This is a genomic window from Streptomyces sp. NPDC057565 (assembly GCF_042801455.1).
In the GTDB taxonomy this organism is placed as follows: Bacteria; Actinomycetota; Actinomycetes; order Streptomycetales; family Streptomycetaceae; genus Streptomyces; species Streptomyces yanii.
Genome location: NZ_JBHVFU010000113.1, coordinates 1 through 11,760, shown reverse-complemented (window position 1 = coordinate 11,760; position 11,760 = coordinate 1). Strand labels below are relative to the sequence as shown.

Below are 11,760 nucleotides of genomic sequence, written 5' to 3'. Positions count from 1 at the left end.
GGCCTCGCCGGTGTTCGCGAGGAAACACAGCAGCGGATGGAAGCCGAAGCCGCCCTTATAGGTCGGGGCGGCCTGTTCCTTTTCCGAGTGGCAGGCGACCAGCGTGGCGTCGAGGTCCAGAACCAGGCCGGGAAGTTCTCGTCCGCCGGCCCGAGCGGCAGGTATGCCCTCGCCGGTCTCGGCGGCCTGTATCCAGGCGACTTCCCGGGCTGAAGCGCGGGCCGCTCGCAGCGAAGCGAGTGCAACCTCGTCCGTGTCGGCGAGCAACCGCCAAGCCGTGGGCGTGGAGGCGACCGGGCCGAACACCTCGCCTTGGTCCCGCAGCACGGCCAGATCCGCGATCGCCTCACCGCCGTCGGCGAGCATCACCGCGAGATCGGTGGCGATCCGGCCCGGATCATGCCCGGTCCCGCGCGGCCGAAGTGGTCTGAGAGCGGTGGAGTACGCGGTGGTCAGCCCGGTGGCATCAGCAAGATCCGCCAGCAACCGTGCCCCGGCATGCCCGACCACCCCCGAACCATCGGCACTGACATGAACCTTGGGACGCAACCCGATAGCCTGCACGTAGAAAGTGCCCTCCGCCTGGATCGACAGAACCCCTCAGCAAGGTTCATCGTTCCAGGTCAGGAAGGCACTTTCGCGTTTCTGCCCCAAAGTCAGCCGTACCCAAGTGAAACGGCGAGGCTAGTAGGTCTCCCCCACCCATTTCTCGGGCACGAGCGGTACTGGCATCAGGTAGCAGGTGAACGCGAGCTGGACCATGAGTTCGAACACCAGTGGTTCGGCCGTGCTGGCGGCCAGACACGGCCAGATGAACACCAGCATCGGAGCTACCAGTGCCCCCCGAAACCGCCCCGGCACCATCTTTCTGTGCCCCAAGCCCGCCAGGATCGCGAGAAGAAGCGTGGGAAGGCCGACGAGGGCGAGCATTCCGAGGCTGATCCTAACGACTTGCGCGATGGAGTCTTCCCACGGAACCAAAAGCGCGATGATCACCCACGCCGTGGTGTGCAGGAGCAGATACGTCAGGAGGCATCGACCGATCCGACCGAGTACACGGCGCATCCCAGGAACAGCTGGTTGTTCAGCCTCCCGCATCAGCATCCCTCTACACACCGCCCGCCCGTCCGTCCAGGTCTTGTTGATCTTTGTGCCCCAGAACGGAACAGAGTCCAAACCATATTTGCTGGCCATCCTGTCCGTAGCGATCACTCGCGGTTCCTGGTTGGAGCGGTACTGGACCACTTCCATGTCAGGGTAGTCAACCGTGCCGCACCTGTCGGAAGCGGTACGCGCCTCGACGGTGGTCACCGCAAACCCGGTCCGGCCCGAGCGAGGTGTTCACGGGGCAGGCCGACAAGGCGATCGAGACTCTGAACTGGCACGGCTTCGACCAGCGGCTGCCGACCGTCTACGTCACCGGCGGCGCCCAGGAGACGCAGCAGATCAACAGCGTCGTGGTGCGCAACGCGCTGCCGTGGCTGCTCAACCACGCCAACGTGATTCACCAGTGCGGCCCGGACGACGTCGAGGGCCTGCGCCAGTACACGGCACAGTTGCCCGCACAAAGCGCGGCGCGCTACTACCTCACCTGGTACGTCGGCACCGAGCTCCCCGACGTGCTCGCCCTGGCCGATGTGGTGATCTCCCGCAGCGGCGCCGGGACGATCGCCGAGCTGACCGCGCTCGGCAAGACCGCCGTTGTCATCCCTCGCCACGTCTGCCGGGAACGAACAGGCCTACATAGCTGAGCACTTGGCGACCAACGGTGCCGCCGTCACGCTGGTGGGTGACGTGACCGCCGAGCGGCTGTGTGCAGCCGTGGCAGCGCTGCTGACGGACTCACAGCAACGCAGGGCGATGGCCGAGTGTGCCCGGCCGGCCCCGGTGAACCACACCGGCTCCGTCGCGCCGCAGCGTGGTCAGCAGCTTGCCGAAGCGGCGCGGACTCAGCCCGGTGAACGGGACTATCCAGACACCTCAGGGTCCTCACTCGTCAAGCTGCAGCCGTCAGCCCGCTGTGTAGCCTGTCGATCTGTTCGAACGGGATGAGGGTGGGACGTGGAGACGCTGGTGGAGGGGGCCGTCGCGGAGGCACTTCGTGACGGGAACGGTGAGGCGATCCGCCTGTATGTCGCCGCCTGCGCCGAACGCATGGCGCCGCTGTTCGTGAGCCTACGGGCGGACGCGCCGGGGCGGGAAGCCGACCTGGACTTCTATGCGGAGTCTGTACGCGATCTTTGGTATGCCGACCGGTCGCTCGCCGACGCCGCCGAGCGCGTACGCCTGCTGGAGCGGTTCCCGGAGCTTCAGCCGGTTGATCGCGCGTTCGACAGTGATCCGCTTCTTGTACCGCTCTTCGTCGAAGCCCGGCGGCCGTCCGCCGCATGAGCCTTTGCGCAGGCGGGTGGCCTGGCTGTCGGTCTTCTCAGGAATGGCCGCCCTACGGCAGGCAGGTTCAGTCGTCAGCCATCACCAGCTCGCCGAATACATGCAGTCCGACCTGCGCTGCGAGCCACGGGGCGCGTTCGGCCTCGACCTGCTTCACGTGGACATAGACCGTGTGGTCATCCGACGGTTCATCCAGGTACAGATCACGCGCATTGACGCATAGCGACACGTAGGCACCCCGCTCCCCACCAATGCCAAGACCAACCTCCGGCGCCTCCGGCCAGCTTGAAAAGTCCCAGCACACCACCGAGGCGCCATTCCCAACCGCGGCCAAGAACGCATCCACGGTGTCTGGTTCCTGGCAGAACGACTTGACCCGAACGGGCAGGTGGCCGGCCGGGTCATCGCTGTCATCTGACGAGGCTGGGCGATCAGCGCTCTCCGACCACCAACTCAATTCGGTGAGAATCTCACTCAGCTCCTCCAACGCCTGCGAGGCGTGGACCCTAGCCAGGAACGTGACATCCATCCCCGAGGTCTCAGCGAGTGCAAGCAACTGGTGGGCTACTTCAAGGGCCTTGCCCAGGTCCGGGGTCCTGAACACTGCTTGAGCATACGAATTACTCATGGCCCGCAGTCTGACAGGGCCCCTCGACCCATCGGATCGAATATCCGGCCCTCGCCGGGTCACGCCCAGGCCCCCCGGGCGGAGCGGGCCCGCTCTTCGGTGCGAGGCCGGCCAACACAGACCGTGCTGCTGCGGGCCCGGTATCCGGCTTCTCGTCGCGCCTCGTTCTTTTGGCCTCAGTCCTGGCAGGTTGGGGCGCTCAAGGGGTGGTTCGCGCCCCCAGTTCCGAGTTCTTTTGGCTCCACCACGATCGGGTGGTTGTCCTGGCCTTTGGCCGGCGGCAGGGCGATAGCGTAGGGGCTCGGGTCCCGCTGAACGGTGTGCCCCCGACAGGCGCGGCGGCACTACGGACCTCGACCCGTATTCGATCCGGGACCGATGGTTTCTCCGAGCCTCGGTGGACGACGAGGACGGGCATTGGCCCGACCGGCCGGAGAACGGCCGGGCCCAGCATGGCTGAGGCCGGCGTCCCCCTCGGGGCGCCAGTCCGACGATCGGGGCGCCAGCCCGACGAAAGGCGCATTCACCGCAGCAGCGTGGCTGAGCTAGATCGATTGCACTGGCGCTCCCAGCACGTGCAGGCCAACTTGCGAAGCCAGCCATTCCGCCCGTTCAACATCGCTCTGCCCCACGCAGACGTAGAGCATGTGGCCATCGGCTCGTTCACAGTTCAGGTCACGGGAGTTGAGGGACAACTGCACTCCGGAGCACTCGGTGAGCCTTTTCCAACCTGACTGCGCTGGCCGCGTGTTGGACGGATCTGCGGAACGACGAAGCTCCTGGTAGACGGGTTCACGACCAAGATCGCCCGCAGCCACCAGGAGCTTCGCGTGCTTGTCTACCCGTCCTCGATCGACCTGTCCGGTCGCTCCCTGCGGTGCCTGACCGAACGGCTCGCTGCGCGGCGAGGGGAGATCGGGACCCGATGGCGGCGTCTGACCGCTGGCCGTCAGGCACTCCTCGCCCTGGCCCATCTGCGGTGCGGTGACACGTACGCCCAGCTTGCCGCAGGTTTCGGTATCGGCATCGCGACCGTGTACCGCTACATACGCGAGGCCGTCGAGGTGCTGGCCAGCCTCGCGCCCGCCCTGGCCGAGGTGATGCACATCGCGCGGACCAAGTCGTTCGTGATTCTGGACGGCACCCTGCTGCCGATCGGCCGGATCGCCGCTGACACCCCGTACTACTCGGGCAAACATAAGCGTCACGGCATGAACGTCCAGGTCCTCACCGATCCCTTTGGGAGGCTGCTGTGGGCCTCGCCCGCCCTGCCCGGTTCCACTCACGACCTGACCGCCGCCCGCGCCCACAGCATCGTCGACGCGCTCACCGGGGCCGGCCTCAAGCGCTGGGCCGACAAGGCGTATCAGGGTGCCGGCGGCTCCATCCGGGTGCCCTTCCGCGGCCGCCACCTCAAGCGGTGGCAGCGCCGGCACAACAGCACGCATGCCAAGATCCGCTGCCTCGGCGAACAGGCCATGGCCACACTGAAGGGCTGGCGCCTCCTGCGGAAGCTCCGCTGCAGCACCAACCGAATCACCGCGATCGTCCAGGCCGTTCTCGTCCTTCATCACGCGTCAACGTGAGGTTGGAAAAGGCTCAGTGTCCGCTCGCGGTGACCGATGCCCATCACGCTGTCGAACGGAACGTGGTCGGCACTCCATGCGGTCAGCCGGCTTGCGGGGGGGAAGGCATTCCGGCAGTCGCTGACCTGGCCACCGTTCTGATTGCGGAGCAGGTCCAACAGTGAGTCGGGGAGAGTGACGTTCAACAGCCGCTCGGCCTCCCCGACCACCCCGCCGGTCAGGGGCGGCTGCACTCCGTAGTCGCTACCGGTGTCCCAGAATGGGGCTGAAGATCCTCAAACCATGCCATGACCGGCATCGTAGAAGCCGGGATCGACAGTTCACCGTCCCGCCTCGCCAACACCCGAGCCCGAACCGAGGAACCCGCCAAGAACCGCTGACTTGCGGCTGAATGGCGCCCCTCGAACTCGGTGGATCGCAACAGGGACGCGCCGTCTGTGATCTGCGAGCTCTACCATCGTCCACGTCGTTCCGGCGGTAAGGGGGACTTGATGAGGCAGAACTTCGTAGAGTACGTGCGAGCCTGGAGCGCACGGCGAAAGATCTTGATCTACCTGATCGCACAGTCGATCCTGCTCGGTCTGATCGTCACGACCGTCCGCGCCTGGAACGTCGACGTCCCCTCTCTCGCCTACGTCGGTCCATGGCTCGGCGCAGCTGCCGGCGGGCTGATCGGCATCATCCTCGGATCGAAGAGGTCATCCCTGTGACCGCTCAGTCGCGCCGGTCTCAGTCTCAGTCTCACTGGGCGCGGCGTGTTCAGATTCTTCAGCCACATCAAGTGGACGCAGATATCTGCTGAACCAGAGCTCGCCCCGGCAGTCAGCCGCCCCCAGGCTCATGGTCCTTCCACGTCCGCGACCACCATCAGTGCCGTCACTTCTCGGTTCTGGCACAGATCTTGGGAGGCCGTCACGGAGGGTGGCGGTGTCGTTCGATTGCAGGGGCACGAGCCCGGGCCCGTCAGCGTTCCCGCCTTCTGGTCCACCACCAGCCGAACATCGCCAACTCGATGTTGTTGGGTTCCGGCAAGGTACGGCGCTCGAATTCCTCATCGATGCGCGTGATCAGTCGCCCCAAGTCCCGTCTGGCTCCGGGAGGAAGGTGCAGCATCGCCCGCTCCAGGTCATCACGGGCGTCTTCCACCTCTATCCCGGGCGAATAGGCCTCGGAGGCGTTCAGATATCGTCCCGGCTGCTTAAAAGCCCACTCGAAGCGAGAGAGCGCATGTGCGACCGCGTTGGGCCACATCTCTTGGTCTTCGACCTGGCGGATCGCTGCACGAGTCCGCGCGGAGACACCGCAGACCCTCAGGACCGGATACTGCCATCGTGGCCGCCACCGCTCTGCGCGGACGGCCTTGGGACGCCTACGCGGCATCGCCCTTTCGGATCAACATGAGGCCATCCTGCCACGGCTGGACACCTGGAAGGACCCCCGTCCCCATGCTTGCCGCGGCAAATGTTCCTCTTCTCGGTTCCGTGCAGATCTTGGGAGGCGTCTCGGAGTGTCACTGGAGCAGGATCATCTTGCGAAGTAGTCCGAATTCGCTCGGCCGTAGAGCTGCCCCTTGATCTTCTTGATGCGGTTGACGGCGACCCGAAGCTGAGGGCCGTCCTCGACAAGCTTCGGACCAAGTTCGGGACGGCCTGGTGATCGTGGACCAGCTTGCCTCGATCGGTGCCCTGCCCCTGGTTGTGGCCCGGGACGCGGGCTGCCAGGTCGCCTACTTGCCCGGTCTCGCGATGCGGCGGATCGTCGACCTCTGCCCCGGCAAGGCGAAAACGGATGCCCGGGACGCGACAATGATCGATCCGCGGCGAACAGCCATTCAGAAGAGGAAACAAGCAGCTCCAACGAGCTTTCTTCCTCTCCGCATTCGACACCCCGGCGACCCGGCATCGCGGGCCTACTACGACAAGAAGATCGCCCACAGGGCAAGCACCACACCCAGGCCCTGCTGTGCCTCACAAGACGCCGGACCGACGTCCTCTTCGCGATGCTCCGCGACGGAACCTTCTACGAACCCCAGCCTGTCCGTACCGTCGCTCCGCAGACCTAGACCATGGTCAAGAGGTGATCCGTCGGCCCGTAGTCGATCTTCCAGTCGGCATAAACCCCGCAGAACCCATCCTTGATGCACCGCAGGCCCACGGTCACCCAGCGGACCGCTCCGTCGGTGCCGAGCGAGAACGCGACCGCAGCCTCGAACTCCTCGCTCCCGCACGGGCAGCTGGCCGCACCGGGCTCGTCGTCCTCCCAGGACTCCTCGTTCCAGCACTCCTCGCTGTCCGCAATGAACGCACGGCTGTCGCAGCCCGAACACTCCCGTTCCGCGCCGGACGCGTTGACCAGCACGAAGAACACACGACCGCCGCACCCCTCGCAGACGGAAGGAGCGATCTCCACCGGGCGGCCGTCGACCGCACCCCGCAGGAACACCGCGAGCTCCGCGGGGACACCCTCGCCAACCTGATCATCAGCATGCACGGACACACCGTTCCAGACACCCCGAACTAACACCCGACCAGCTTGACCAAAGACAGATGCGCGCCGCGGCGGTCGCCGCCCTGGCCCTCTCCTCACTGGCCACTCCCGCTTCCGCCTCCGGTAGCACCGGCACGGCACTAGCCGGTATCGACTGCCCGTCCGGCTACGTGTGTATCTACCCGGAGATCAACTTCGGTGGGCAGCCATGGGTACGGCGTGCCGTGGACGGTGGCGTGAAGGACCTGCCGTCCGCGATCCGTGACCGCGGCAGCTCGGTCCCCAACAACTCCGACCGCACCGCGCGCGTCCACGAGAAGCGGAACTACAGCGGCCGCTGGGTCTGCGTGACCCAAAGTGGCGGCTCCATCCACGACCTGCGCGGCTACAACCTCAACAACCAGACCCGCTCCCTGAAAATCAACCGCAACGACTGCGGCTGAACACCCCCACAGGATCGTGCGCACCAACGGGACGCACCGGGTGACGGATCCTGCGGGTGTCGTGGGAGGAGCAGACTGCCCGCACCGTGACGGTGTATCAACCATGGTCCGGTGGCCGCTGCCCACCCCTTGAGCGGAGTACCTACAGCGCGGTGACTGCGAAGGGGTTCAGCGTCTTGGTCGACGGCGGCGGCTGGTGCGGGTACGGCGGGTGAGGTAGGGACACGGCACAACCCTTGTTCGGTGGACGGCTGGCTACGGTCGGCGCTCCGCCGCCGTGCGCCTGTTGGTTCGCGACACCAACGTGGGCTGACCTGCAGCGCACTTCATCCCGTCCGGCATCCTGGAGCGGTGAGCACACCCACAACGCCTTCACTCAGTTTCGTTCCCAGCCCCAGAGACAAGTCGTGGGGCCCTGAGTGGGTCCCGCTCGATGCCTTCCACGAGCCCATCGTGGTTGAGGAGCTCACCCAGTCTGCCTTCATTTGGGACAATTTCAAGGTCGACGTCAGCCTCATGATCGGCAATGGCGACTTCTCCGACGCCGCGACCTCTGTCTGCGTACTGGACTTTGTCCTGATGCTGCAGGCCGCAAGGGTCACGCTCCGCGAGGACAAGCTCGCAGTGCTCGAACTGTCCGATCGACAGGGCGAATGGCACTTCACTCGGAACAAGGAACTCATAGGGTTGCGCACTCGATACGCCGCCCGGGAAAGCTGGCACTTCCGCCCCGCAGAAGGGCACTGCCCAGCGAGCGAGTTCGACAGCCTGGTGGAGCAGTCCCTGGGGAACGCTCTCGCTCTGATCTTCTCAAGGCAACCCGTGACACGACGGAACCCCTACCTGCAGGCCCTCGCGAGCAGCGGCTTCGACGCTGCCTGAAGCCTGATTTGTGCTGCTGGCTGGGCACGTCCTCCGTACCTGCTTGAACACTTTCTGAGTGTTCAAGCAGGTACGGATGAACGTGCTCAGCTCGACGTCCAGCAACGTAGAACCTTGGTGGATCTGGGGATGTTACTCGGTGCGAGAATCTAGGCGTGGCTGAGGAGTTGTCGCGCTGGTATCGGGGCCGCCTGGTTGTTGGTCCGTTCAGGCCGTTCGAGGTTGGTGAACTTGAAGATCTCGAACGGGAGATCGGGCTGCCTCTGCCGTCTTCCTATCGCTCCTTCCTGGATGAAGCGAGCGGGGGTAGCTTCCCGTACTCGGTCCGTGTGCCGGCGTGTGAACCGGAGCCGTTCCAGAGCTTCGACGACCTCCACCAGCTCGGCCGCGACGACAAGGGCGAATACGGCTGGGGCACCTTGCTCGGCGAGTACCGCCGCAGCCGTGACGGGTGGCTTGCCAGCGAGGTCTCGCTTGCCGGCCTTCTCCCGATCGCCCGTAACGGAGGCGGCGACACCTTGTTCCTGGACTTGAACCCGGCCACCCATGGCCAGCTCCATGCCTTCGTGCAGGGCATCCCTCACCCCGGATACCTGGCGAAGGGTGTCTTCACCAAGGTCGCTGACGACTTCGACGTCTACCTCGACAGCCTCGTCGTCGACCCAGACCTCGCGGAGGACACCTGGGCCGACGTCGCCGACAGTGACTCCACTGACCCTTGGCGGCGAACCGTCGAGGAATGGCTCAACAAGGAAATGTCAGACTGGCGTGCCGAGCCGTGGGCAGTGGCCTGAGACTCGTAGCCCACCAGCTCGACACAGGTAGCCACCCAGTACCAGCCCGGGAAGTTTCGCTGCCCCCGATACGACGGGAACACGCGCACCTGCTCGGCCGCTCAGGCTGGCACGGATAGGCAAGATCCAGAAGAGCCACGACCGGCAGAGCGTGAGGGCAGAAGCCTGCCGTAGACCAGTAGTGACACGCCCCCCACGCTCACGGGAGCCACCGTGCCTCCCAAACTCATCAACATCACCCGCCCGTGGATCGGGGCACCTCCCAAACCCATCGACAAGTGACGCCAACTACCGGTCGATAAAGCCCCAGCCCCCGCAGCCGGACCGGGAGCACCCGCTGAGGGGCGGGCGGGTAGTGCGGCGGAGGACAAAAACCGGCAGAGCTCGGGTGCTGCACCGGACACCGCTGACGCCAGCTGAGAACCTCGCCGTCGCCCGCTCCTACGGAGAAGCTGGCACCCTGGCCGCACCGGAATGAATTGCGACGCCGTCTTCGCACGGCCGTAGACATGGCAGAACAACCGCTCGGCTGAGCACGGCGCATCCGAGCGGAGCCACGGCGACACATCCACAGCCAGGACCAGGCGTCCGCCCTCGAAACGCGGCAGCGACAGGCCGGCCAGCACGGTCCGCAGCTGGTCGACGTCGATGCGGCCGCGGTTCAGGCCGCCGCCGGGAAGAGGCGCTCGACGGCGGTGACGATGGCCGCGCGCCGGGCCGCAAGGTGCTGAGCCTGCTCGGGAGAAGAGGTGTCAGCGAGGGCGGCCTGATCGGCCCAGGACGTGGCGATCTGGTTAACGAAGACGAGGATGTCGAGCGGATCCCAGGCGGGGTCGAGGTGGCCGGCGTCCTGGGCCTTGCGCAGTTGCCCGGTCTTGTAGGCGATGGTCTGCCGGATCGGGTCGTCGTCGGCCGGGGTGCCGTTCGGATCGAGTTCCAGTCGGCCCCAGGCCATCAGGCGGTGCCGCTCGGGGTGGGCAGTGAAGTAGTCGTGGAGTCGGCCCGCGTAGCCGGGCAGGTCGGTGGGGTCCATCCGGGTGGCCTCGGCGACAACGGCGAGTTCCTGGGCGGAGACGAAGCGGTAGAGGTCTTCCTTGCTGCGGAAGTACGCGTAGACGCGTTCCTTGCTCGTCCTGGCGGCCTTGGCGATGCGGTCGATGCGTGCACCGGCGATCCCGTGCCGGGCGAATTCGGTCGTGGCCGCGGTGACGATGCGGTCGCGGGTGGAGTCGGCGCCGGTCTGGAGATTCATGCGCCGAGCATACCAAACTGTTCGGTTTGACTGCCTGGCAGAGCTGCCATACGGTCGAACCAGACAGTTTGGTTTGCCTCTGGGAGGAAGACATGCAGCAGCGGACACTCGGCAGCCAGGGCCTGACGGTCTCGGCGATCGGCTACGGCTCGATGGGCCTGACCATGGCCTACGGCCCCACCGACGAGCAGGCGGGCGTCGCCGCCATTCGGCGCGCCCATGACCTGGGCGTCACCTTCTTCGACACTGCCGAGCTCTACGGCTGGGGCACCGGTTCCAACGAGATCCTGGTCGGCAAGGCGGTCAAGGACTTCCGCGACGAAGTGGTTCTGGCCACCAAGTTCGGCTTCGACCTCTCCAACCCTGCGACCGGCTTCGGCCTCAACAGCCGGCCCGACAACATTCGCAAGGTCACCGACAACAGCCTGCGCTACCTCGGCACCGACCACATCGACGTCCTCTACCAGCACCGTGTCGACCCCGATGTCCCCATCGAGGACGTTGCGGGAACCGTCAAGGAGCTGATCGACGCGGGTAAGGTCAAGTACTTCGGCCTGAGCGAGGCCGGCCCCGAGACCATCCGAAAGGCGCACGCCGTCCAGCCGGTCTCCGTCCTGCAGACCGAGTACAGCCTCTTCGAACGCGACGTCGAGCAGCTCTTCCCCCTCCTCGAAGAACTCGGCATCGGCTTCGTCGCCTACTCCCCGCTCGGCCGCGGCTTCATCACCGGCACCGCCAAGCCGGCCGGCCAGTACGACGAGACCGACATGCGCAACCACGACCCGCGCTGGCAGCCCGGCAACTTCGAGAAGAACGTCGAGGCCGTCGACAAGCTCACCGACCTGGCCACGTCGAAGGGCGTCACCGTCTCCCAGCTGGCCCTGGCCTGGCTGCTCGCCCAGGGCGAGCACATCGTGCCCATCCCCGGCACCCGCAGCGCCGCCCGCATCGAGGAGAACGCAGGCGCCGCCGCCGTCACACTCACCCAGGCCGACCTCGCCACCATCCGCGAGATCCTGCCCACCGGCGGCTTCGGTGCCCGCTACGCCGAGGTGCCCACCTGGATCTAACCGCGAGGCGTTGCCCCCGCCGCGCCGACGCCACGGCCGGAACCAAGATCGCAAACGGTCCCGGCCGTGTTGTCTCTGCTCTCCGCACACATCGGCATGCTGGTGCGGCGACGAGGTCCCGGCCACCGTCTCACTGGCTGTTCTCTATCCGCTCGCGTGGTCGGTCCGCTTCGAACAGGGCCCTGGATCGGGTGAGTTGTCGGGTGGGGAGGCATGATGGAAGGGCC

At 66.0% G+C, this 11,760-nt stretch carries 13 protein-coding genes and 5 pseudogenes; 10 read left to right on the top strand and 8 right to left on the bottom strand.

Features of this window, described 5'->3' with window-relative positions:
* Positions 1-588 (bottom strand): transposase (locus ACFU8W_RS50805; protein ID WP_384052636.1); only part of this gene is annotated, 588 nt, incomplete at its 3' end.
* A 96-nt stretch (positions 589-684) separates the two neighbouring features.
* Entirely contained in the window at positions 685-1,311 is a 627-nt protein-coding gene (locus tag ACFU8W_RS50800; protein WP_384052637.1) for a hypothetical protein, read from the bottom strand.
* Here ACFU8W_RS50800 and ACFU8W_RS50795 point away from each other — a divergent pair.
* A pseudogene (locus ACFU8W_RS50795) lies at positions 1,262-1,878 on the top strand (glycosyltransferase); the annotation flags it as partial. The gene ACFU8W_RS50800 and the pseudogene ACFU8W_RS50795 overlap by 50 nt on opposite strands.
* Here the strand turns inward: ACFU8W_RS50795 and ACFU8W_RS50790 are convergent.
* Positions 1,867-1,971: pseudogene (locus ACFU8W_RS50790) on the bottom strand (IS5/IS1182 family transposase); the annotation flags it as partial. The pseudogenes ACFU8W_RS50795 and ACFU8W_RS50790 overlap by 12 nt on opposite strands.
* A 90-nt stretch (positions 1,972-2,061) precedes the next feature.
* Between ACFU8W_RS50790 and ACFU8W_RS50785 the strand changes: the two are divergent.
* Complete coding sequence (locus ACFU8W_RS50785; RefSeq protein WP_384052635.1) at positions 2,062-2,391, top strand: hypothetical protein; 330 nt, start codon at positions 2,062-2,064, stop codon at positions 2,389-2,391.
* Positions 2,392-2,458: 67 nt separating this feature from the next.
* Here the strand turns inward: ACFU8W_RS50785 and ACFU8W_RS50780 are convergent, their stop codons facing one another.
* A complete protein-coding gene (locus ACFU8W_RS50780) occupies positions 2,459-3,019 on the bottom strand; it encodes a hypothetical protein (RefSeq protein WP_384052634.1) in 561 nt (186 codons plus the stop codon).
* A gap of 830 nt (positions 3,020-3,849) precedes the next feature.
* Here ACFU8W_RS50780 and ACFU8W_RS50775 point away from each other — a divergent pair.
* Positions 3,850-4,605: a transposase family protein gene (locus ACFU8W_RS50775; protein WP_384052633.1), complete on the top strand. Its 756-nt coding sequence runs from the start codon at positions 3,850-3,852 to the stop codon at positions 4,603-4,605.
* A 491-nt stretch (positions 4,606-5,096) separates the two neighbouring features.
* Positions 5,097-5,315 carry a hypothetical protein gene (locus ACFU8W_RS50770; RefSeq protein ID WP_384052632.1) on the top strand — a complete coding sequence of 73 codons (219 nt, stop codon included), beginning with the start codon at positions 5,097-5,099 and terminating at the stop codon, positions 5,313-5,315.
* A 253-nt stretch (positions 5,316-5,568) separates the two neighbouring features.
* On the opposite strand, the gene ACFU8W_RS50765 is transcribed toward ACFU8W_RS50770, so the two are convergent.
* A complete protein-coding gene (locus tag ACFU8W_RS50765) occupies positions 5,569-5,856 on the bottom strand; it encodes a hypothetical protein (protein ID WP_384052631.1) in 288 nt (95 codons plus the stop codon).
* 339 nt (positions 5,857-6,195) lie between these two features.
* Here ACFU8W_RS50765 and ACFU8W_RS50760 point away from each other — a divergent pair.
* Both ACFU8W_RS50760 and ACFU8W_RS50755 read left to right on the top strand, forming a co-directional pair.
* A pseudogene (locus ACFU8W_RS50760) lies at positions 6,196-6,431 on the top strand (transposase); the annotation flags it as partial.
* A pseudogene (locus tag ACFU8W_RS50755) lies at positions 6,415-6,667 on the top strand (IS110 family transposase); the annotation flags it as partial. The pseudogenes ACFU8W_RS50760 and ACFU8W_RS50755, both read left to right, overlap by 17 nt.
* Here ACFU8W_RS50755 and ACFU8W_RS50750 read toward each other — a convergent pair.
* Positions 6,664-7,095 carry a hypothetical protein gene (locus ACFU8W_RS50750; RefSeq protein ID WP_384052630.1) on the bottom strand — a complete coding sequence of 144 codons (432 nt, stop codon included), beginning with the start codon at positions 7,093-7,095 and terminating at the stop codon, positions 6,664-6,666. The pseudogene ACFU8W_RS50755 and the gene ACFU8W_RS50750 sit on opposite strands and share 4 nt — an antisense overlap.
* A gap of 56 nt (positions 7,096-7,151) precedes the next feature.
* Here ACFU8W_RS50750 and ACFU8W_RS50745 point away from each other — a divergent pair, with 56 nt between their 5' ends.
* The 3 genes from ACFU8W_RS50745 (at position 7,152) to ACFU8W_RS50735 (ending at position 9,211) form a co-directional block, all read left to right on the top strand.
* On the top strand, positions 7,152-7,535 hold the full coding sequence (locus ACFU8W_RS50745) for a peptidase inhibitor family I36 protein (RefSeq protein WP_384052629.1): 384 nt from the start codon (positions 7,152-7,154) through the stop codon (positions 7,533-7,535).
* Between the two features lie 351 nt (positions 7,536-7,886).
* Positions 7,887-8,417: a hypothetical protein gene (locus ACFU8W_RS50740; RefSeq protein WP_384052628.1), complete on the top strand. Its 531-nt coding sequence runs from the start codon at positions 7,887-7,889 to the stop codon at positions 8,415-8,417.
* 155 nt (positions 8,418-8,572) lie between these two features.
* On the top strand, positions 8,573-9,211 hold the full coding sequence (locus ACFU8W_RS50735) for an SMI1/KNR4 family protein (RefSeq protein WP_384052627.1): 639 nt from the start codon (positions 8,573-8,575) through the stop codon (positions 9,209-9,211).
* 461 nt (positions 9,212-9,672) lie between these two features.
* Here the strand turns inward: ACFU8W_RS50735 and ACFU8W_RS50730 are convergent.
* Both ACFU8W_RS50730 and ACFU8W_RS50725 read right to left on the bottom strand, forming a co-directional pair.
* Positions 9,673-9,882: pseudogene (locus ACFU8W_RS50730) on the bottom strand (transposase); the annotation flags it as partial.
* On the bottom strand, positions 9,873-10,463 hold the full coding sequence (locus ACFU8W_RS50725) for a TetR family transcriptional regulator (RefSeq protein ID WP_384052626.1): 591 nt from the start codon (positions 10,461-10,463) through the stop codon (positions 9,873-9,875). The pseudogene ACFU8W_RS50730 and the gene ACFU8W_RS50725, both read right to left, overlap by 10 nt.
* A gap of 92 nt (positions 10,464-10,555) precedes the next feature.
* Between ACFU8W_RS50725 and ACFU8W_RS50720 the strand changes: the two genes are divergently transcribed.
* On the top strand, positions 10,556-11,533 hold the full coding sequence (locus ACFU8W_RS50720; protein WP_384052625.1) for an aldo/keto reductase: 978 nt from the start codon (positions 10,556-10,558) through the stop codon (positions 11,531-11,533).
* The last annotated feature ends 227 nt before the right edge of the window (positions 11,534-11,760 follow it).

Coding starts and splice junctions, on each gene's coding strand:
- ACFU8W_RS50780 (WP_384052634.1), bottom strand. CDS start 3,019: ATGAGTAATTCGTATGCTCAAGCAGTGTTCAGGACCCCGGACCTGGGC.
- ACFU8W_RS50770 (WP_384052632.1), top strand. CDS start 5,097: ATGAGGCAGAACTTCGTAGAGTACGTGCGAGCCTGGAGCGCACGGCGA.
- ACFU8W_RS50765 (WP_384052631.1), bottom strand. CDS start 5,856: ATGTGGCCCAACGCGGTCGCACATGCGCTCTCTCGCTTCGAGTGGGCT.
- ACFU8W_RS50745 (WP_384052629.1), top strand. CDS start 7,152: ATGCGCGCCGCGGCGGTCGCCGCCCTGGCCCTCTCCTCACTGGCCACT.
- ACFU8W_RS50725 (WP_384052626.1), bottom strand. CDS start 10,463: ATGAATCTCCAGACCGGCGCCGACTCCACCCGCGACCGCATCGTCACC.
- ACFU8W_RS50720 (WP_384052625.1), top strand. CDS start 10,556: ATGCAGCAGCGGACACTCGGCAGCCAGGGCCTGACGGTCTCGGCGATC.